The sequence below is a fragment of the Kocuria sp. KH4 genome, assembly GCF_053711175.1.
The window spans coordinates 1-20,295 of sequence record NZ_JBSJYX010000014.1; the positions used below are offsets into that span (position 1 = coordinate 1).

Annotated in this window: 16 protein-coding genes; 2 read left to right on the forward strand and 14 right to left on the reverse strand. The window is 73.3% G+C overall.

Annotation, left to right across the window (positions count from 1 at the left end; translation table 11 throughout):
* Positions 1-424: 424 nt before the first annotated feature.
* The 6 genes from tyrS to ACWCOM_RS11210 all read right to left on the reverse strand — a co-directional run bounded on the left by tyrS (position 425) and on the right by ACWCOM_RS11210 (position 8,225).
* Entirely contained in the window at positions 425-1,735 is a 1,311-nt protein-coding gene (tyrS, locus tag ACWCOM_RS11185; RefSeq protein WP_454548824.1) for a tyrosine--tRNA ligase, read from the reverse strand.
* A gap of 61 nt (positions 1,736-1,796) precedes the next feature.
* Complete coding sequence (locus ACWCOM_RS11190; protein ID WP_454548826.1) at positions 1,797-4,055, reverse strand: HelD family protein; 2,259 nt, start codon at positions 4,053-4,055, stop codon at positions 1,797-1,799.
* 119 nt (positions 4,056-4,174) lie between these two features.
* Positions 4,175-4,681: an adenine phosphoribosyltransferase gene (locus ACWCOM_RS11195; RefSeq protein ID WP_454548912.1), complete on the reverse strand. Its 507-nt coding sequence runs from the start codon at positions 4,679-4,681 to the stop codon at positions 4,175-4,177.
* A 31-nt stretch (positions 4,682-4,712) separates the two neighbouring features.
* Positions 4,713-5,426, reverse strand: coding sequence for a DNA-3-methyladenine glycosylase (locus ACWCOM_RS11200; RefSeq protein WP_454548827.1), 714 nt, complete (start codon positions 5,424-5,426; stop codon positions 4,713-4,715).
* Entirely contained in the window at positions 5,423-6,871 is a 1,449-nt protein-coding gene (gene argH, locus ACWCOM_RS11205; protein ID WP_454548828.1) for an argininosuccinate lyase, read from the reverse strand. The genes ACWCOM_RS11200 and argH overlap by 4 nt, the downstream gene beginning before the upstream one ends.
* Positions 6,872-7,013: 142 nt before the next feature.
* Positions 7,014-8,225, reverse strand: coding sequence for an argininosuccinate synthase (locus tag ACWCOM_RS11210; RefSeq protein ID WP_454548829.1), 1,212 nt, complete (start codon positions 8,223-8,225; stop codon positions 7,014-7,016).
* 276 nt (positions 8,226-8,501) lie between these two features.
* On the opposite strand from ACWCOM_RS11210, the gene ACWCOM_RS11215 reads away from it, so the two are divergent.
* Positions 8,502-10,175 carry a catalase gene (locus ACWCOM_RS11215; protein ID WP_454548830.1) on the forward strand — a complete coding sequence of 558 codons (1,674 nt, stop codon included), beginning with the start codon at positions 8,502-8,504 and terminating at the stop codon, positions 10,173-10,175.
* Between the two features lie 115 nt (positions 10,176-10,290).
* Here ACWCOM_RS11215 and ACWCOM_RS11220 read toward each other — a convergent pair whose 3' ends face one another.
* Positions 10,291-11,811, reverse strand: coding sequence for a long-chain-fatty-acid--CoA ligase (locus ACWCOM_RS11220; protein WP_454548831.1), 1,521 nt, complete (start codon positions 11,809-11,811; stop codon positions 10,291-10,293).
* A 183-nt stretch (positions 11,812-11,994) separates the two neighbouring features.
* Between ACWCOM_RS11220 and ACWCOM_RS11225 the strand changes: the two genes are divergently transcribed.
* Positions 11,995-12,429 carry an ankyrin repeat domain-containing protein gene (locus ACWCOM_RS11225; RefSeq protein ID WP_454548832.1) on the forward strand — a complete coding sequence of 145 codons (435 nt, stop codon included), beginning with the start codon at positions 11,995-11,997 and terminating at the stop codon, positions 12,427-12,429.
* On the opposite strand, the gene ACWCOM_RS11230 is transcribed toward ACWCOM_RS11225, so the two are convergent.
* From ACWCOM_RS11230 to argC, 7 genes are all read right to left on the reverse strand, one after another.
* Positions 12,426-13,928: a long-chain-fatty-acid--CoA ligase gene (locus tag ACWCOM_RS11230; protein WP_454548833.1), complete on the reverse strand. Its 1,503-nt coding sequence runs from the start codon at positions 13,926-13,928 to the stop codon at positions 12,426-12,428. The genes ACWCOM_RS11225 and ACWCOM_RS11230 overlap by 4 nt on opposite strands.
* A gap of 106 nt (positions 13,929-14,034) precedes the next feature.
* Positions 14,035-14,529 (reverse strand): arginine repressor, encoded by a 495-nt coding sequence (locus ACWCOM_RS11235; RefSeq protein WP_454548834.1) that lies wholly within the window; start codon positions 14,527-14,529, stop codon positions 14,035-14,037.
* The gene (argF, locus tag ACWCOM_RS11240) at positions 14,526-15,494 is read right to left on the reverse strand and encodes an ornithine carbamoyltransferase (RefSeq protein WP_454548835.1); all 969 of its coding nucleotides are present in this window, start codon (positions 15,492-15,494) and stop codon (positions 14,526-14,528) included. Before argF ends, ACWCOM_RS11235 begins: the two co-directional genes overlap by 4 nt.
* Positions 15,495-15,502: 8 nt before the next feature.
* Entirely contained in the window at positions 15,503-16,834 is a 1,332-nt protein-coding gene (locus ACWCOM_RS11245) for an acetylornithine transaminase (protein ID WP_454548836.1), read from the reverse strand.
* On the reverse strand, positions 16,831-17,760 hold the full coding sequence (gene argB / locus ACWCOM_RS11250; RefSeq protein WP_454548837.1) for an acetylglutamate kinase: 930 nt from the start codon (positions 17,758-17,760) through the stop codon (positions 16,831-16,833). Before argB ends, ACWCOM_RS11245 begins: the two co-directional genes overlap by 4 nt.
* Before the next feature lie 61 nt (positions 17,761-17,821).
* Positions 17,822-19,036 (reverse strand): bifunctional glutamate N-acetyltransferase/amino-acid acetyltransferase ArgJ, encoded by a 1,215-nt coding sequence (gene argJ, locus ACWCOM_RS11255; RefSeq protein ID WP_454548838.1) that lies wholly within the window; start codon positions 19,034-19,036, stop codon positions 17,822-17,824.
* A complete protein-coding gene (argC, locus tag ACWCOM_RS11260; RefSeq protein ID WP_454548839.1) occupies positions 19,033-20,082 on the reverse strand; it encodes an N-acetyl-gamma-glutamyl-phosphate reductase in 1,050 nt (349 codons plus the stop codon). The genes argJ and argC overlap by 4 nt, the downstream gene beginning before the upstream one ends.
* Positions 20,083-20,295: the final 213 nt, after the last annotated feature.

A 20,295-nucleotide genomic window follows, 5' to 3' on the forward strand; every position in this document is an offset into this window, starting at 1 on the left:
CCACGGAGGCGGGACACAGGCGATCCATCAACCAAACAAAACATTTGGTATCAACAAACATGGCACACTATTGAGTTCTCAAACAACAGACCAAGAACCAGAACCCCCCAGGGCCCCGAAACTCGTGAGTGGTGATTCCCTGCCCGTCGGTCTCGGAACCGTTTTCGTTCCCGGCCTCAGGCAGCTCGTCCATCCTAGGCGGCCCGTTCCCGGCGTGTCAACTTGACGCTGGCACCCGATCCGGTTCCGTTCGGACGGTCGTCCCGCATGAACTTGGCCCGGCGCTCGGCCGGGCTGCTCTTTGCGGGATCGTCGCCGGCCGGCCTCTCGGCCCTGCCTGACGACTCGATGAACACTACACCCCCGTCCGGGGTGCCGCAAACGCGGTTCCCGGCCGGGGGTGCGGACCTCGAGCGGTCCTCGGTCAGGGCTGCACGGTCACCGCGGCGAGGTGCTTCTTGCCCCGGCGCAGCAGGGCCCAGCGCCCGTGCAGCAGCTGGTCCGGGGCCAGCTCCGCGTCCTCGCCGACGACCTTCTCGTTGTTCACGTAGGCCCCGCCCTCCTTGAGGGTCCGGCGTGCGGCGGACCTCGACTCGGACAGACCGGTGGCGACCAGCAGGTCGGCCACCTGCAGCCGGCCGGCCTCCACGCTGGCCCCGGGCAGCTCCCGGGCCACCGACTCCAGGGTGCCGGCGTCCAGGTCCCCCAGCTCGCCGCGGCCGAAGACCGCCGCCGAGGCCGCGATCGCCTTCTCGGTCGCCTCGACCCCGTGCACCAGCGAGTTGACCTCCCAGGCCAGGACCTTCTGGGCCTCCCGCTTGTACGGCTCCTCCTCGGTCCGCCGGGCGAGCTCCTCGATCTCGGCACGGCCGAGGAACGTGAAGACCTTCAGCCGGTCGACCACGTCGGCGTCGGCGGTGTTGAGCCAGAACTGGTAGAAGGCGTACGGGGAGGTCAGCTCGGGGTCCAGCCACACCGCGTTGCCCTCGGACTTGCCGAACTTGGTGCCGTCCGAGTTGGTGATGAGCGGCGTGCCGATCGCGTGCACGGCGGTGCCCTCGACCTTGCGGATCAGCTCGGTGCCGGAGGTGAGGTTGCCCCACTGGTCGGAGCCTCCGGTCTGCAGGGTGCAGCCGTGCTCCCGGTGGAGGTTCAGGTAGTCCAGGCCCTGCAGGATCTGGTAGCTGAACTCGGTGTAGGAGATCCCCTCGTCCGAGTGCAGCCGCTTGGCGACGATCTCCTTCTTGATCATCGTGCCCACCCGGAAGTGCTTGCCAATGTCGCGCAGGAAGTCGATGGCCGACAGCTGCGAGGTCCAGTCCAGGTTGTTGACCATCACGGCCCGGTTCTCCCCCTCGAAGGAGAGGAACCGCTCGACCTGCCCGCGCAGCAGGTCCACCCACTGCGCCACCGTCTCCTTGGAGTTCAGCACCCGCTCGGAGCTCTGCCGGGGGTCGCCGATCAGCCCGGTGGACCCGCCCACCAGCCCGATCGGGTGGTGCCCGGCCAGCTGGAGCCGGCGCATGAGCAGCAGCTGGACCAGGTGCCCCAGGTGCAGGGACGCGGCGGTGGGGTCGAACCCGCAGTAATAGGTGAGCTCCTCCTCCGACAGCGACTTCTCGAGCGCCGACTCGTCGGTCGACACGTGCACCAGGCCGCGCCACTGCAGCTCCTGCCAGATGTTGGCGAAGGCCGGGTCGTTGTGCTGGGAGTTCAGATCAATTGCGTTCGACACGGATTCCAAGGTACCAGGGCGCGGACGGGCGTCCCGTCCGCGCCCCGGTGCCGGTCCGGCGTCAGAAGCGGTCGAGCCCGGCCGGCAGCCCGGCCGCGGATACGATGCGCAGGCGCTGGGTGGGGCGGGTCATGGCCACGTACAGGTTGCCGACCCCGCCGCCGACCTCGTCCAGCAGGGCCTGCGGCTCGAGCAGGACCACGGAGTCGAACTCCAGGCCCTTCGCGTCCCAGGCGGAGAGCACCACCACCTGCCGGTCCAGGCGGCGCACCCCGGCGCCGACCAGTCCCGGCATCGCCTCGGCCAGGGCGGCGCCGATCCCGGGCACGCGGTCCTCGGGCACGATCACGGCCACGAGTCCCCCGTTGACGAGCTCGAGCTCGGAGCGGACCTCGTCGAGCACGGCCTCGACCACCTGCGCGGGGCCGACCCGGCTGACGACCGGGGGCTCGCCCTCCCGCACCGCCCGGGGCGCGGAGATGTCCAGGCCGGCGGCGCGGGCGACGTCGACGGCGGCCTCGGCGATCGCGGCCGGGGTGCGGTAGTTGACCGTGAGCTCGTCGAGGACGAAGCGCTCCCCCACGAACGGCTCGAGGGCGTCGCCCCAGCTGTGCGCGGCGGTCGCCGAGCCGGCCTGGGCGATGTCCCCGACCACGGTGAAGGACTTCATGGGGCACCGGCGCATGAGCACCCGCCACTGCATCGGGGACAGCTCCTGCGCCTCGTCGACCACGACGTGGCCGTAGGCCCACGTGCGGTCGGCGGTGGCCGCCTCGGCCGCGGTCATGCGGTGCTGGGACGCGGCGTTGAAGTCCGTCAGCTGGGCGGCGGTGACGATGCCGTCGGCGCCGACGTCCTCGAGGCTCTGGTGCATGTTCTGCAGCGCCCGCTCGGCGTTGTCCGTGGCCTTGCGCTGCTCGCGCTCGGACTCGGCCCGCCGGCGCACCCCGGCCTGCTCGAGGTCGCCCAGCAGTTCGGCGGCCTCGTCCAGCAGCGGCACGTCGGCCACCGTGAACGGGCTGCCGGCCGGGCGCAGCAGCGCCTCGACCTGGGCGGCGTCCAGGTGCGGGGCCGCCGACTCGAGGTAGTGCCGCTTGCTGAAGAGCTGGTCGACCAGCGTCTGCGGGGACAGCGGCATCCACGCGAGGTTGAGGGCGATCCGCACGTCCCGGGCCTGCCGGATGTCCTCGGCGAGGTAGGAGCGGTCCATCACGTTGCCGCTGGTGGTGTTGAGGTGCTCGCCGAGCTGCTCGGTGAGCTCGCGCAGCACGATCTTCACGAAGGTGTTGCGCGCCTCGTTGTGCGGCTTGCCCGTGGCGCGGGCCCTGTCCCGGGCACGCTTGACGGTGCGCGGGCTCAGCGTCACCCGGTGCGTGTCGACACGCAGCACCTGGGGCTGCGCGGGGACCTTCTGCCGGTCGCGCACGGCCTTGGCGATGACGTCGGCCATGTCCAGGGTCGACTTCAGCCGCGCCGTCCGCGGGTCCCGCTCCGGGACCGCGGTGACGCCGGGGAAGAGCTCGGCCAGCGAGGACATGACCACGCCGGTCTCCCCGAGCGCGGGCAGGACGCGCTCGATGTACCAGAGGAACGACGACGACGGGCCCACGATGAGCACCCCGGCCTTGCGCAGCCGCTCCCGGTGCTCGTAGAGCAGGTACGCGGCCCGGTGCAGCGCCACGGCGGTCTTGCCGGTGCCGGGCCCGCCCTGCACCACGCGCACACCCGGCAGCGGGGCGCGGATGATCCGGTCCTGCTCGGCCTGGATGGTCGCGACGATGTCGGACATCCGCCCGGTGCGCTTCTGGTTCAGCGCGGCGAGCAGGGCGCCCTCCCCGTGGAGCACGCCCTCGTCGTCGAGCATCTCCGGGTCCAGCACGTCGTCCTCCAGGGCGGCGACGTCCCGGCCCTCCAGGATCAGATGCCGGCGCCGGCGGATGCCCATGTGGTTCTGGGCGGTCGCCTGGTAGAACGCGGCGGCCTCCCGGGCGCGCCAGTCGACCATGAGCCGCTGGTGGTCCTGCGTGGCCAGGCCGATGCGCCCGACGTAGCGGCGGTCGCCCTCGTGGGTGTCCAGCCGCCCGAAGACGAGCCGGTGGTCCACGGCCTCCAGCTGGGCGAGGCGGTCCTCGTAGTGGGAGGCGAAGGCGTCGCGCTCCGCACGGTTCTGGTGGTTGCCGGCCGACTCGCTGCGGCGCACGGCCGCGAGCTCCGCCGTCTTCTCGGCCCGCAGCTCGTCGAGCCGGTCGTAGAGCATCGCGACGTACGCGCGCTCGACAGCAAGTTGCTCGGCCGCCGTCGTGGCGACAGTCTCTGCCATGGGTGGACACCTCGTTCCGGATCGAGCAGACCATCGATTCTACCGGTACCCCCGGCGATCCCCCGGCCGCGCCGCCGCACGTTGCGTAACAGGCCCGGCGGCGGGGACGACGTCCCGGGTCAGACGCGGTACAGGGCCCGGACGCGGTGGCCGCCGAGGCGGCTGCGGCCCCGCAGGTCCGTGAGCTCCATGACCAGCCCGAACCCGGCGACGTGCAGGCCGGCCCGGTGCAGCAGCTGGGCGGTGGCGCCCAGGGTGCCGCCGGTGGCCAGGATGTCGTCGAGCACGAGCACCCGGGCGCCGCGGGGCACGTCGTCGGTGTGGATCTCCAGCACCGCCGAGCCGTACTCGAGGACGTACTCCTCGCGGAAGGTCTCGCGCGGCAGCTTCCCGGCCTTGCGCACCGGGATCAGGCCGACGCCGGAGGCGTAGGCCACGGCCCCGGCCATGAGGAAGCCGCGCGCCTCGATCCCGGCCACGTAGTCGAACTGGCCGCGGAAGGCGTCGGCCAGCGCGTCGATGGTCCGCCGGAAGCCGGCGGCGTCCGCGAACAGGGGCGTGAGGTCCCGGAAGAGGACCCCCGGTTCGGGGTAGTCGGGGATCTTCACGCACAGGCGCTCGATCATCTGCTCAACGGATTCGCTCACGCACGTCATGCTAGCCGTCCTGCGCGGCCGCCGGTCCCGGCGGCCGGTGGCGGCGGCGCGGGGCGGCGGCACGGTACGGGGAGACGGAGGGCTCCCCCGGGATCCACCAGCGCCAGGGGAACTCGGCGGTGCCCCCCGGCCCGGACACCCCGGTGCGCGGGCCGGAGGCCACCGGCGCGGTCGTGCCGGTCCCCGGCGGGACCAGGAAGAAGCCCGGCGCGGCCGGGTCCCCGGCCGCGAGCCCGGCGCCGTCGTGGCTCAGGTCGATGCCCAGCGCCTTGGCCAGGTTGCCGGGGCCGCGGGCCAGGGCGGCGTCGGGCACGGGGCTGGTCCGGCCCCGGGCGCGGCGGGCCCGGGCCAGCTCGACGCCCTCCACGACCTCCCCGGCCCGCACGAGGCAGCCGCCCGCCGTGCCCTCGGGCCGGCAGACGAGGTTGACCGCGTGGTGCATGCCGTAGGTGAAGTACACGTAGACGTGGCCCGGCGGGCCGAACATCGAGGCGTTGCGCGCGGTGCGCCCGCCCCAGGTGTGCGCGCCGGGGTCGGGCAGGTCGGAGCCGGCCGGCCCCCCGTAGGCCTCGATCTCCGTGATCCGCACGACCACGGCGCCGTCCTCGCCCCGGTGGCCGAGGAGGGCGCCGAGCAGGTGCGGTGCGGCCTCGGGGGCCGGCCGCGCGAGCAGCGCGAGCAGCGCGGACCCGTCCACGGGCGCCCCGGCCGTCATCCCTGGACGATCGGCGCCCGCCGCGAGAACGCCGCGACCTCCGCCACCTGCCGCTCGAGCTCGCCGATCTGGGCCGCGACCGCGGACGGGGCGGTGCCGCCCTGGGCGCTGCGCGAGGCCAGCGAGCCCGCCACCGTGAGGACCTCGCGCACGCCGGGGGTCAGGTGCGCGGAGATCCCGGCGAAGTCCTCGTCGGAGAGGTCCCAGAGCTCGATCCCGCGCTGCTCGCAGACCCGCACCGCGTCCCCGGCGATCTCGTGGGCGTCGCGGAAGGGCACGCCCTGGCGCACGAGCCACTCGGCCACGTCCGTGGCCAGGGCGAAGCCCTGGGGCGCGAGCTCGGCCATGCGCCGCGTGTTGAAGGACAGCGTCCCGATCATGCCCGCGACGGCGGGCAGCAGGACCTCGAGCTGGTCGATCGCGTCGAAGACCGGCTCCTTGTCCTCCTGCAGGTCCCGGTTGTAGGCGAGCGGCAGGCCCTTGAGCGTGGCCAGCAGGCCCGCCAGGTCGCCGATCAGCCGGCCGGCCTTGCCGCGGGCGAGCTCGGCGATGTCCGGGTTCTTCTTCTGGGGCATGATCGAGGAGCCCGTGGAGAAGGCGTCGTCGAGCGTGACGAACGAGAACTCCTTGGTGGCCCACGTGGTGATCTCCTCGGAGATCCGCGACATGTCCACCGCGATCATCGCGGTGATCCAGGAGAACTCGGCATAGACGTCGCGCGAGGCCGTGCCGTCGATGGAGTTGTGCACGGCGGAGTCGAACCCCAGCTCCGCGGCCACGGCGGCCGGGTCCAGGCCCAGGGAGGACCCGGCGAGGGCCCCGGAGCCGTAGGGGGACACCGCGGCGCGGGCGTCCCAGTCGACCAGGCGCTGGACGTCCCGCAGCATGGCCCACGCGTGGGCGAGCAGGTGGTGGGACAGCAGGACGGGCTGGGCGTGCTGAAGATGGGTGCGCCCGGGCATGGGGGCCTCGGGGTGGGCCTGCGCCTGGTCGAGCAGGGACCGGACCACGTCGAGCACGTTGCCGGCGATGATCGCGGCGTGGTCGCGCAGGTACATCCGCCCGAGGGTCGCGATCTGGTCGTTGCGGGAGCGCCCGGCGCGCAGCTTGCCGCCGAGCTCGGGGCCGGCCCGTTCGATCAGCCCCTTCTCGAGGGAGCCGTGCACGTCCTCGTCCGAGGGGGCGGGGGCGTAGGCGCCGGAGCGCACGTCGGCCTCGAGCCGGTCCAGGGCCGCGAGCATGCCCTCGAGCTCCTCGCCGCTCAGCAGCCCCGCCGTGTGCAGCACCCGGGCGTGGGCGCGGGAGCCCGCGATGTCGTAGGGGGCGAGCCGCCAGTCGAAGTGCGTCGACCTGCTCAGGGCCGCCAGGGCGTCGGCCGGCCCCCCGGCGAAGCGCCCGCCCCAGAGCGCGCCCTCGTTGGTGCCGTGCTTGTCCTGCTGCGCCATGTCTCTCCTTCTGCCGTCCTGGCGGTCCCGTCGGTGCGGGCCGGGGGCGCTCCCCCGGCGTGCGCGGAGGGCCCCACCGCCGGGATGGGGCCCTCCGTCGTCGTGCCCGTTCCTGCTCGGCACGAGCCTACGTGCTGCTGGTCTACTTGCCCTCGGCCGCGAGGCGCTGGTCGCGAGACGCCGCGACCTTCGAGGACATGCCGAACAGCTCGATGAACCCGCGGGCCTGGGACTGGTCGAAGGCGTCCCCCTCGTCGTAGGTGGCGAGGTTGAAGTCGTACAGGGAGGTGCGGGACCGGCGCCCGGTGACGGTGGCCTGGCCGGCGTGCAGGGTCATCCGGATGTCGCCGTCGACGTACTTCTGGGTGTCCTGGATGAACGCGTCGAGGGACTGCTTCAGCGGGGAGAACCACTGGCCGTCGTAGACGAGCTCGGTCCAGCGCTGGGTGGCCGTCCGCTTGAAGCGGGCCTGCTCGCGCTCGATCGTGACGTTCTCCAGCTCGCGGTGGGCGGCGATCAGGGCCATGGCGCCGGGGGCCTCGTAGACCTCGCGGGACTTGATGCCCACGAGCCGGTCCTCCACGATGTCGATCCGGCCCACGCCCTGCGCGCCGGCGCGGCGGTTCATCTCCTGGATGGCCTGCAGCGGGGTGACGGGCTGGCCGTCGATGGCCACGGGGATGCCGCCCGCGAAGCTGATGACGACCTCGTCGGCCGGGGGCGGGAAGGTGGGGTCGTCCGTGTAGTCGTAGACGTCCTTGGTGGGGGCGTTCCAGATGTCCTCGAGGAACCCGGTCTCCACGGCGCGGCCCCAGACGTTCTGGTCGATCGAGAAGGGGTTCTTCTTGGTCGTGGCGATCGGCAGGTCGTGCTTCTCGGCGTAGGTGATGGCCTTGTCCCGGGTCAGCGCGAGGTCGCGGACCGGGGCGATGCACTTGAGCTCCGGGCCCAGGGTCTGGATGCCGACCTCGAAGCGGACCTGGTCGTTGCCCTTGCCGGTGCAGCCGTGGGCGACGGTCGAGGCGCCGAACCGCTTGGCCGCGGCCACCAGGTGCTTGACGATGACCGGCCGGGACAGCGCCGAGACCACGGGGTAGGCGTCCATGTACAGGGCGTTGGCCTGCAGCGCGGGCATGCAGTACTCGGCCGCGAACTCGTCGCGGGCGTCGGCCACGTAGGCCTCCACGGCGCCGCAGTCCAGGGCGCGCTGCCGGATGGTCTCGAGGTCCTCCCCTCCCTGTCCCACGTCGACGGCCACGGCGACGACCTCGGCCCCCGTCGCCTCGCCGATCCAGCCGATGGCCACGGAGGTGTCCAGGCCTCCGGAGTAGGCCAGCACTACGCGCTCGGTCACGGTGTTTCCCTTCGTCGGTCGTCCGGGCACCACGGCGTGGGCCCCGTCTCTGTGCATGACTATACACGCCAAGTTGTATTTATGCACTCCGGCGGGGGCACGGCGGGCGGCCCGGGCGGCGACCCACGGCAATTATGAATAGCTAGCAATAGCCGGGCGCATCCGACATACTGTGAGCACGGTCCCGTCCTCGTCGGACGGGCCCACCCGCAGCGTCCGGGGCCCTCGCGTCCCGGCCGTGCCGCACACCCGGTCCCTACCCCGAGAGGAACCCCCATGACGAACGCTCCCGAGCAGTCCCTCACCACGCGTCAGGGCCACCCGGTCCACGACAACCAGAACACCCGCACCGTCGGCTCGCGCGGTCCGGCGACCCTCGAGAACTACGCGTTCCTCGAGAAGATGAGCCACTTCGACCGCGAGCGCATCCCCGAGCGCGTGGTGCACGCCCGCGGCACCACGGCCTTCGGCTACTTCGAGGCCTACGGGAAGTACGGCGACGAGCCCATCGCCAAGTACACCCGCGCCAAGCTGTTCCAGGAGCCGGGCAAGCGCACCGACGTCGCCCTGCGCTTCTCCACCGTGGCCGGCGGCCGCGACTCCTCCGAGGTCGCCCGCGACCCGCGCGGCTTCGCGGTGAAGTTCTACACCGAGGACGGCAACTGGGACCTCGTCGGCAACAACCTCGGCGTGTTCTTCATCCGCGACGCCATCAAGTTCCCCGACTTCATCCACTCCCAGAAGCCGGACCCCGTGAACTTCGAGTCCGGCGTGGCCAACCGTGCCTTCGACTTCTGGAGCCAGTCGCCCGAGGCGATGCACATGATCACGATCCTGTTCTCCCCGCGCGGGATCCCGGCGGACTACCGCCACCAGCAGGGCTTCGGCGTGAACACCTACAAGTGGGTCAACGCGCAGGGCGAGTCCGTGCTGGTGAAGTACCACTGGATCCCGAAGCAGGGCGTGAAGTCCCTGACCTCCGAGGACGCGGCGAACATCCAGGCGAAGACCCTGGGCTCGCACACGAAGGACCTCTACGACGCGATCGAGGCCGGCGACTACCCCGAGTGGGAGCTGCTGGTCCAGGTCATGGAGGACCACGACCACCCCGAGCTGGACTTCGACCCGCTGGACGACACGAAGGTGTGGCCGGAGGAGCTGTTCCCGCCGAAGCCGGTCGGGCGCATGGTGCTCAACCGCAACCCGCAGAACTTCTTCGCCGAGAACGAGCAGATCGCCTTCGGCACCGGCGTGCTGGTGGACGGCCTGGACTTCTCCGACGACAAGATGCTCGTGGGCCGCACCTTCTCGTACTCGGACACCCAGCGCTACCGCGTGGGCCCGAACTACCTGCAGCTGCCGGTCAACGCGCCGAAGGTGCCGGTGGCCACCAACCAGCGCGACGGCCAGATGGCCTACGCCGTGGACCACGCCCCGGGCCAGAACCCGCACGTGAACTACGAGCCGTCCATCACCGGCGGCGTCCAGGAGGCGCCGAAGCCCGAGGGCTACCAGCCCGAGGTCGGCCCGCAGCTCAACGCGCGCCTGACCCGCGCACGGATCGAGCGGACCAACGACTACAAGCAGGCCGGCGAGCGCTTCCAGCTCCAGGAGGACTGGGAGAAGGAGGAGCTCATCGCCAACCTGATCGACGCGCTCTCCCAGTGCGACCGCCCGATCCAGGAGCGCATGGTCTGGCACTTCTACATGGTCGAGGACGAGATGGGCCGGCGCGTGGGCGACGGCATCGGCGTCTCCCTCGAGGACGTCAAGGACCTCGGCCCGCTGCCCACCCAGCGCCTGAACGAGGAGGAGCAGCAGCGTGTGGCCAACCTCGGCAACAACGGCCCGCGCAGCGTGGCGGGTCTGACCATGACCCACTGCGTGCCCAACGAGCACGTCTCCGTGGAGCGCGAGCCCCAGGCGAACCCGGCCATGATGGCCAACTGATCCCGGGCCGGGGTCCTGCAGGGGCCCCGACCGGATCGCTGCCGCCGGCGGACCGCCGGAGGACGGGAGGAGGGCCCGGCCGCGGATCGCGGCCGGGCCCTCCGGCGTGCCGGGCTCAGTTCCGCCGCCCGGCGCCCTCCAGGTCGAGGGAGCGCTTGAGGATCTTGCCGGTCGGGCCCTTGGGCAGCTCGTCGACCACCTTGTAGTAGCGCGGGTGCTTGTACCTGGCCACGCGCTCGCGCACGAAGGCGTCCAGCTCGTCGAGCCTGGCGTCCGTCCCGGCCCCGGGGGCGTCGCGGAAGGCGACGACGGCCGCGACCTCCTCGCCGAGGGTCTCGTCCGGCACCCCGACCACGGCCGCCTCCGCGATGCCGGGGAACTGGTAGATGACCTCCTCGACCTCGCGGGGGTACACGTTGTAGCCGCCGCGCAGCACCATGTCCTTCTTGCGGTCCACGATGTAGTGGAAGCCGTCCTCGTCCACGCGCGCCAGGTCGCCCGTGTGGAACCAGCCGCCGCGGATCGCCGCCTCGGTGGCCTCCGGGTTGCGCCAGTAGCCGGCCATCACGTACTCCCCCGCCACCACGAGCTCGCCGATCTCCCCGGCGGGGACGTCCTCGTCCCGGTCGTCGACGACCCGCAGCCGCGCCCCGCGCACCACGGTGCCGATGGACCCCGGCCTGCGGCCGTGCGCCTCCTGGTTGAAGCACACCACCGGGGAGGTCTCGGACAGCCCGTAGCCCTCGTAGACGGGGGCGCCGAGGACCCGCTCGAAGCGCTCGAGGACTTCCACCGGCAGCGGGGAGCCGCCCGAGATCCCGGCCCGCAGGTGCGGCAGCTCGACGGGTCCCTCGCCGGCGGCGTGGAGCAGCGCGATGTGCATGCTGGGCACCCCGGCGAAGACGGTCACCCCGTCACGGACGAGGATCTCCAGGGCCTTGGCGGGGTCAAAGCGGGGCAGCAGCGTGACCGCCGCCCCGGCGGCGATGACGCCGTTGAGGGCCACGGTCTGGCCGAAGACGTGGAAGAACGGCAGCCCCCCGAACATCACGTCCCCGGGCCCGAGGCCGAACAGGCTCGCCGAGAGCTCCGCGTTGGCCCGCAGGTTGTGGTGGGTCAGCACCGCGCCCTTGGGCCGGCCCGTGGTCCCGGAGGTGTAGAGCAGGACGGCGGGCTCGTGGTCGGCCCGGTCGGCGAGCTCCGGCATCGGCGGCACCGCGCCGAGGCGCTGCAGCGTCCCGGTGGCCGTCACCTCGACCACGGGCACCTCCCGCGGCAGCTGCCCGACGGCGGCGCGGGCGGCCTCGGCCACGGCCTCCCACACCAGCACCAGGGAGACCTCGGCGTCCTGGAAGTGGTAGGTCAGCTCCCGGGCGCTGAGCAGGGGGTTGAGGGGCACGACCACGCCGCCCAGGCGCAGGATGCCGTAGTAGGCGATCGGCATGTGCGGGACGTTGGGCAGGATCATCGCCACGCGGTCCCCCGGCCGGATGCCGGCGGCGGCGAGCGTCGAGGCCACCCGGGCGGAGAGGTCGTCGAGGGCTCCGTAGCTCAGGACCCGGTCGTCGAGCACGACCGCCCGGGCGTCGGGGGCCGCGGCGGCCGAGTCGCGGAGGAGGGCGGCGAGGTTGGTCATGGGGACTCCGGATCCCCGGTGCGCGGGCACCGGCGCGTGGAACGGTCGGGGTGAGCTGTGTCACACGAGCGTGCCAGGCGGTTACTGCAACGTCAAGACCCGGGTACCGGGGTGTGCCCGGGCGGCGCCGTCCCCGATAAACTGCCCTCTGAGGACCCGCCCGACGACCCCGAAGGACCCGCCGTGACCGACAAGCCCCAGCCGTCCCAGGACCCGGCCGCCCCGCAGCTCACCGAGGAGGAGATGGCCTACGTGCTGACCCTCTTCGACATGGCCCGGGAGGGCCGCACGGAGGAGTTGCTGCCCGCCGTGCGCGCCGGCGTCCCGGTGAACCTCACCAACGGCAAGGGCGACACCCTGCTCATCCTCGCCGCCTACCACCAGCGGGAGGACACCGTCGCGGCGCTGCTCGAGGCCGGGGCGGATCCGGACCGGGTCAACGACAACGGGCAGACCGCGCTGCTCAGCGCCGTCTTCCGGGGCAACGAGGCCGTCGTCCGGACCCTGCTGGAGGCGGGGGCCTCCCAGACGGCCGGCGCCCACTCCGCCGCCGACTTCGCCCGCGTCTTCGAGCGCGCCGACCTGCTCCCGGTGCTCGAGGAGTACACCGCCCGCTAGGCCAGCCGCTCCACCTCGCGCTTGAGGATCTTGCCGGTGGGCCCCTTCGGCAGGGACCCGACGACCCGGTAGAGCCGCGGGCGCTTGTAGGAGGCCAGGCGCTCGCGCACCCAGGACCGCAGCTCGGGCACCAGGCGCTCCCCGTCCGCGGCGGCCTCGGCCGTGAGGACCACGAACGCCGCGACCTCCTGGCCCTGCGCCTCGTCCGGGACGCCGACGACGGCGACCTCCGCGACGGCGGGGTGCTCGTACAGCACCTCCTCGACCTCGCGGGGGTACACGTTGTAGCCGCCGCGCAGCACCATGTCCTTCTTGCGGTCCACGATGTAGTGGAAGCCGTCCTCGTCCACGCGCGCCAGGTCGCCGGTGCGGAACCAGCCGCCGCGGATCGCCGCCTCGGTGGCCTCCGGGTTGCGCCAGTAGCCGGCCATCACGTACGGGCCCGCCACGGCCAGCTCCCCCACCTGCCCGCGCGGCAGCTCCCGCCCCCGGTCGTCCAGCACCCGCAGGTCCGCGCCGGGCACCGCCGTGCCGATCGAGCCCGGCCGGCGCGGGCCCTCGAACCGGTTGAAGCACACCACCGGGGAGGTCTCCGACAGCCCGTAGCCCTCGAGCAGGCGGGTGCCGAACGTCCGCTCGAAGCGCCGGAGCACCTCCACCGGCAGCGCGGCCCCACCGGAGATCGCGGCCCGCAGCGCGGGGAAGGACGCGGCACGCTCCCCGAGCGCCTCGAGCAGCGCCACGTACATGCTGGGCACCCCGGCGAAGACCGTGACGCCGTCCCGCTCGAGGATCTCCAGGACGGTGCGCGGGGCGAAGCGGGGCAGCAGGGTCACCGCCGCGCCGGCGGCCACCACCGCGTTGAGCGCCACGGTCTGGCCGAAGACGTGGAAGAGCGGCAGCCCGCCGAAGAACACGTCCTGCTCGGTGATCCGGAACAGGTCCACGACCGCCGCGGCGTTGCCCCGCAGGTTGTCGTGGGTGAGCATCGCCCCCTTGGGCCGGCCGGTGGTGCCGGAGGTGTAGAGCAGCACGGCCATGTCCTCCGCCGCGCGCTCCACCACCCCGGACAGCGGATCGGCCGCCGCGAGCTGCTGCCCGGTCCCGGCGCCGAGCTCCAGGACGGGGACGTCGAGGCCGAGGTCGGCGAGGGCGGCCCGGGCCGTCCCCGCCATCGCTTCCCACACCACCACGGCGGTGATCCCGGCGTCGCGGAAGTGGTGGGCCAGCTCCCGGGGGGTGAGCAGCGGGTTCAGCGGGACGACCACGGCCCCGGCGCGCAGGACGCCGTAGTAGGCGATCGGCATCGGCGGGACGTTCGGCGCGATGAGCGCCACCCGGTCCCCGGCGCGCACCCCGGTGGCGCGCAGGAGCCCCGCGGCCCGGGCCGCGAGCCCGTCGAGCTCGGCGTAGCCGAGGACGTGGTCGTCCAGCACCACGGCCGGGCGGTCGGGGTGGCGTGCGGCGGTGTCGGCGAGCAGGGACGCCAGGTTCGGCATGACGGGCTTCCTTCCGGGGCGGACGACGTGGGAGCCATTGCACCACACCGGCCGGCGGCCGGCCGGTGCCCGCGGGCGCCCCGCGGCCGGTCCCGCGGGGCGCGGATCAGTCGGCGAGCTCCAGGAAGCGGCGGGCCACGGCCTCGCCGCCGTCGGCCTCCCGGCAGACCACCATGATGGTGTCGTCGCCGGCGATGGTCCCGAGCACCGCCGGGAGCACGGAGGTGTCGATGGCGGAGGCGAAGTACTGGGCGGCGCCCGGCGGGGTGCGCAGCACCACGAGGTTGGCGCTGGCCTCGGCCGTGACGAGCAGCTCCCGGCACAGGGCCGCCAGCCGCGCGTCGAGCACCTCCTGGGTGATCCCGGAGGCGGGCGAGCGGTCGGCCCCGGCCTGCGGGACCGCGTAGACGAGGGCGCCGGACCCGTCCCGGACCCGGACGGCGCCGAGCTCGACCAGGTCCCGGGAGAGCGTGGCCTGTGTGACCTGCACGCCGTCCCGGGCCAGCAGGGCCGCCAGCTCGGCCTGGGAGTGGACCGCGCCGCCGGTGACCAGGGCCACGATCCGTGCCTGCCGGGCGGTCTTCGTCGCCGGGATGCTCATGCCGGCAGGGCCGGGGACCGGGCGGCGTCGAGGTCGTAGCGCCCGGACCGGGCCATGAGCCACACCAGCAGCGCCTTCTGCGCGTGCAGCCGGTTCTCGGCCTCGTCCCAGACGACCGACTGCGGGCCGTCGATGACCTCCGCGGCGACCTCCGAGCCCCGGAAGGCGGGCAGGCAATGCAGGAACAGCGCCCCGGGCGCGGCCCGGGCCATGGCGGCGGCGTCCACGCCGTAGGGCCTGAAGATCCGGGCCCGCGCCTCGGTCTCGGCCTCCTGCCCCATGGACACCCAGGTGTCGGTGCACACGACGTCCGCGCCGGCGAGCGCCTCGGCCGGGTCGGTGGTCACCTGCACCGACCCGCCGGTCCGGGAGGCCCGCTCCTCGGCGGCCCGGACGACTCCCGGGTCCGGCAGGTAGCCCTGCGGCCCGGCCACCCGCACGTGCATGCCGGCGGTGGCCCCGCCCAGCAGGTAGGAGTGGGCCATGTTGTTGGCGGCGTCCCCGAGGTAGGCGAAGGTCAGCCCGGCGGGGTCCCCGCGGTGCTCGCGGACCGTGAGCAGGTCGGCGAGGATCTGGCAGGGGTGGTAGGCGTCGGAGAGCCCGTTGACCACGGGCACGTCCGAGGCGGCGGCCATCTCCTCGAGCGCGGACTGGGCGTAGGTGCGCCAGACGATCGTGGCGACCATGCGGGAGAACACGCGTGCCGTGTCGGCCACGCTCTCCTTGCCCAGCTGGGACTCCCCCGGGTTGATCACCAGGGGGTTGCCGCCGAGGTCGGCGATGCCGGCGGAGAAGGAGGCCCGGGTGCGGGTGGAGGTCTTGTCGAAGATGACGGCCACGGTCTGCGGGCCGGCGTAGGGGCGGTGGGCCCACCGGTCGGCCTTGAGGGCGAGCGCGAGCTCGAGCACCTCGGACTGCTCCTGCTGGGTGAGGTCCGTGTCGACGAGGAAGTGGCGGGGGGTCATGGACGGTTTCATGCTTCTTTCGCGGGGACGGCGGCCGGAGGGGTGCCGGCCGGGGACGCGGCGGGGGCCGCGACGGCGGTGGTGGCGGTGGAGAGGATCCCGGGCAGGGCCTCGAGGAAGGTGCGCGCCTGCTCCTGCGTGAGGATCAGGGGCGGAGCCAGGCGCAGGGTCGCGGGACCGGTGGCGTTGACGATGAACCCGGCGTCCCGGGCGGCCTCGACCACGGCGGGCCCGAACGGGGCGGTGGCGCCCGCGGGGACGTGGAGGTCGGCGCCGATGAGCAGGCCGCGCTGGCGCACCTCGCCGACGCCGGGGACCGCCCGCAGCCCGTCGCCGAGCAGGGCCCCGACCGTGCGGGCCTGCTCGAGCAGTCCGTCCTCCTCGATGACGGTGACGGTGGCCAGTCCCGCGGCGGTGGCCGGCGGGTTGCCGCCGAAGGTGGTGCCGTGCTGTCCGGCGCCCAGCAGGGCGGAGACCTCGGGCCCCACGGTGAGCATGGCCCCGATCGGGAAGCCCCCGCCCAGGCCCTTGGCCAAGGTGAGCGCGTCCGGCAGGTCCTCGCCGGTGAGCTCGGTCGAGGACGCGAACCAGCGCCCCGTGCGGCCCACGCCGGTCTGCACCTCGTCCACGACCAGCAGCGCGCCGTGCCGGCGGGTCAGCTCCCGGGCGCGCCGGAGGAAGCCCTCGGGCAGCTCCCGCACGCCGGCCTCGCCCTGCACCGGCTCCACGACGAGCGCGGCGACCGTGGCGTCGAGGTGCTGCTCGAGGGCCTCGAGGGTGGCGGGGATGTGCCGCACCCCGCCGGGCAGCGGCTCGAAGGGCGCCCGGTAGGCCTCCTTGGCGGTCAGGGCGAGGGCGCCCATGGTGCGCCCGTGGAAGGCCGACTCGAGGGCGAGGACCGTGGTGCGGGGCCGTCCGTCCGGGCCGGGGTGCTCCTGGCCGTGCCGCCGGGCGAGCTTGAACGCCGCCTCGTTCGCCTCGGTCCCGGAGTTCGCGAAGAACACGTGGGACCCGGCCGGGGCCCCGGCCAGGGACAGCAGCTTCCCGGCGAGGGCGATCTGCTGGGGCGAGGTGAAGAAGTTGGAGACGTGGCCCAGCGTGGCCAGCTGGCGGGAGACGATCTCCACCCAGCGGGGGTGGGCGTGGCCGAGGGCGTTGACGGCGATGCCCGCGAGCAGGTCCAGGTAGTCGCGGCCGTCGGCGTCGGTGACCACGGCGCCGTGGCCGTGGGTGAGCACGAGGGAGGGGCTGCCGAAGACGCCGAGCAGGGAGTCGTCGTACTCCCCGAGCAGGGCGGCCTGCGCGGAGTAGCGGGAGGTGGTGTGCTGGGCGGCGGTCATGACGAGGCTCCGTGGTCGGGGACGAGCTGGGTTCCGATGCCGGTGTCGGTGAAGATCTCGAGCAGGCACGCGTGCGGGCTGCGCCCGTCCACGATGGACGCCCGGCGCGCCCCGCCCTCCACGGCCCGCAGGGCCGCCTCCATCTTGGGGATCATCCCCGCCTGCAGACCGGGGAGCATGGCCCGCAGCTCCGAGGCGGAGAGCGAGGCGATGAGGGAGTCCCGGTCGGGCCAGTTCGCGTAGAGGCCCTCGACGTCGGTGAGCGCCACGAAGTTCTCCGCGCGCAGGGCCACCGCGACGGCGGCCGCCGCGGTGTCGGCGTTGACGTTGAGGATCTCCCCGGTCGGCCGGCCGGCGTCGTCGACCTCGGGGGCCACGGAGGAGACCACCGGGATCCGCCCGGCCTCGAGGAGCTGGGTGAGGGGCTCGGCGTTGACGCCGACCACCTCGCCCACGTGGCCCAGGTCCACCTCGACGCCGTCCACGACCGTGCCCCGGCGCACCGCGCGGAAGAGCTCGGCGTCCTCCCCGGACAGCCCGACGGCGTAGGGGCCGGTGGCGTTGAGCAGGGAGACGAGCTCGCGCTGGACCTGGCCCGTGAGCACCATCCGGATCGCGTCCACGGCCTCACGGGACGTCACCCGCAGCCCGCCGCGGAACTCGGAGGCGATGCCCAGCCGCTCCAGCATCCGGTTGATCTGCGGGCCGCCGCCGTGCACGACCACCGGCCGGACGCCGACGTGGCGCAGGAAGACCATGTCCTGGGCGAAGGCCTCGCGCAGCGGCTCGGAGACCATGGCGTTGCCCCCGTACTTGAAGACCATCACGGCGCCCGCGTAGCGCTGGATCCAGGGCAGGGCCTCCATCAGGGTGGCCGCCTTCAGCCGGGCGGTCTCGTAGCGGGTCGGGTCACTCGGGTGGGGCATGGTTCTCCTGCGCCGTGGGCGGTGCTGCGGTGGACGGTGCTGCGGTGGGCTGATGCGACGCTCAGCTGGAGTAGGCGCTGTTCTCCTCGACGTAGTCGTGGGTGAGGTCGTTGGTCCACACGGTCGCGTCCGCGTCCCCGGCCTTGAGGTCGATCAGCACGCCCACCCGCCGGTCGGCGGCGAGGTCCACGTCCTCCCGGGGATCGCCGATGGCCCCGTTGCGGCACACGGTCACCCCGTTGATGGTGACGTCGAGCTTGTCCGGGTCGAACGCGGCGTCGGTGGTGCCCACCGCGGACAGCACGCGCCCCCAGTTGGGGTCGTTGCCGAAGATCGCCGCCTTGAACAGGTTGGAGCGGGCCACCGAGCGGCTCACGTCCTCGGCCTGCTTCTCGGTCGCCGCGTTGACCGTGGTGATCGCGATGTCGTGGGAGGCGCCCTCGGCGTCCGTGATGAGCTGCTGGGCCAGCGAGTGGCACACCGCCGTGACCGCCTGGCTGAACTCGAACTCGTCCGGGGTGACCCCGGAGGCGCCCGAGCCCAGCAGGACCACGGTGTCGTTGGTGGACATGCAGCCGTCGGAGTCCGTGCGGTTGAAGGTCACCTTCACGGCGTCCTCCAGGGCCCACTGCAGGGCGTCCGAGGAGAGCTCGGCGTCGGTGGTGAGGACCACGAGCATCGTGGCCAGGCCGGGGGCGAGCATGCCCGCGCCCTTGGCCATGCCGCCGACCGTCCACCCGTCGCGGACGTAGGCGGCCTGCTTGGAGACGGAGTCGGTGGTCATGATGGCCCGGGCGGCGGCGGCCCCGGCCTCGTCGTCGCCGCCCAGGGCACCGACGACCGCGGGCAGGCCGCGCTCCATCACGTCCATGGGCAGCTGGACGCCGATCAGCCCGGTGGAGCACACCACCACGTCGCCGCCCCCGACGCCGAGCGCCTCCCCCACGAGCTCGGCGGTGCGGTGGGCGGCCTGGAACCCCTGCGGGCCGGTGCAGGCGTTGGCCCCGCCCGAGTTGAGGACCACCGCGGCGGCCCGCCCGTCGGCGGTCGCGGCCTTGGACCACTGCACGGGGGCGGCCGAGACCCGGTTGGTCGTGTAGACCGCCCCGACGTGGTGCTGCGGCCCGTCGTTGACGACGAGGGCGAGGTCGGGTCCGCCGGAGTCCTTGAACCCGGCCACGACGCCGGCGGCGCGGAAGCCCTGGGCCGCGGCCACCCCGCGGCCGGTGTCCACCCGGAGGGTCCCGGCGGGCTGCTGGGAGGGGTACGTTCTCACGGTGCGACTCCTTGGAGGTTCAGGCCGGTGTCCTCGGGCAGGCCGAGGGCGAGGTTCATGGACTGGACGGCACCGCCGGCGGTGCCCTTGACGAGGTTGTCGATGACGCAGGTGACGACCACCCGGCCCGCCCGGGGGTCCAGGGCGAGCTGGAGGTGGGCGTGGTTGGAGCCGGCCACCGACTTCGTGGCCGGCCACGTGCCCTCGGGCAGGACGGTCACGAACTGCTCCGCCGCGTAGGCGCTCTCCCAGGCGTCCCGCAGCCGGTCGGCCGTGACGCCCTCGGCGACCCGGGCGGTGGCGGTCGTGAGGATGCCCCGCGGCATGGGCGCCAGCGTCGGGGTGAAGGAGATCTGTACGCGCTCGCCCGCGGCCCGGGACAGCCCCTGTTCGATCTCGGGGGTGTGCCGGTGCGCCCCGCCCACCCCGTAGGGGGCCATGGAGCCCATCACCTCGGAGCCCAGCAGGTGCGGCTTCAGGGCCCGGCCGGCGCCCGAGGTGCCCGAGGCGGCGACGATCACGACGTCCTGGGGCTCCAGGAGCCCGGCGGCGAAGCCCGGGCCCAGGGCGAGCAGGGCACTGGTCGGGTAGCAGCCCGGCACCGCGATCCGCGTGGCCCCGCGCAGCCGCTCGCGCTGGCGGGCGCCCTCCCCGTCGACGAGCAGCTCGGGCAGCCCGTAGGGCCAGGTGCCGGCGTGGGCCGAGCCGTAGAACTGGTCCCAGTCCTCGGCCGACTCCAGCCGGTGGTCGGCCCCGGCGTCGATCACCACGGTCTCCGGCGGCAGCTGCGCGGCGATCGCGGCCGAGGCCCCGTGCGGCAGGGCGAGGAAGACGACGTCGTGGCCGGCGAGGTTCTCGACCGTGGTGTCGACGAGCACGCGGTCGGCCAGGGAGTGCAGGTGCGGCTGCAGCTCCCCCAGCCGCTGACCGGCGTTGGAGTGGGCCGCCACGGCCCCGATCTCGATCCCCGGGTGGCCCGCGAGGATCCTGAGGACCTCTCCCCCGGCGTACCCGGATGCTCCCGACACTGCTGCGCTGAACGTCATACGGCCCACTCTAGCTCAATTTTATGCATGGTCTTCAATAATTATGCACCGTGACGGGAAGAGCACCGACGACCCCGGCGGCGCCCCGGCCGCGGGTCCGCAGCACGGGGCACGGGATGTCGCTCCGGCCGAGGCCGTCCGTCGCTCCCCCCGGAACGGCTCTGCTTCCGAATCTACGCTTCCCGGACGCAAACCTCGAGGATGACGGGCGTC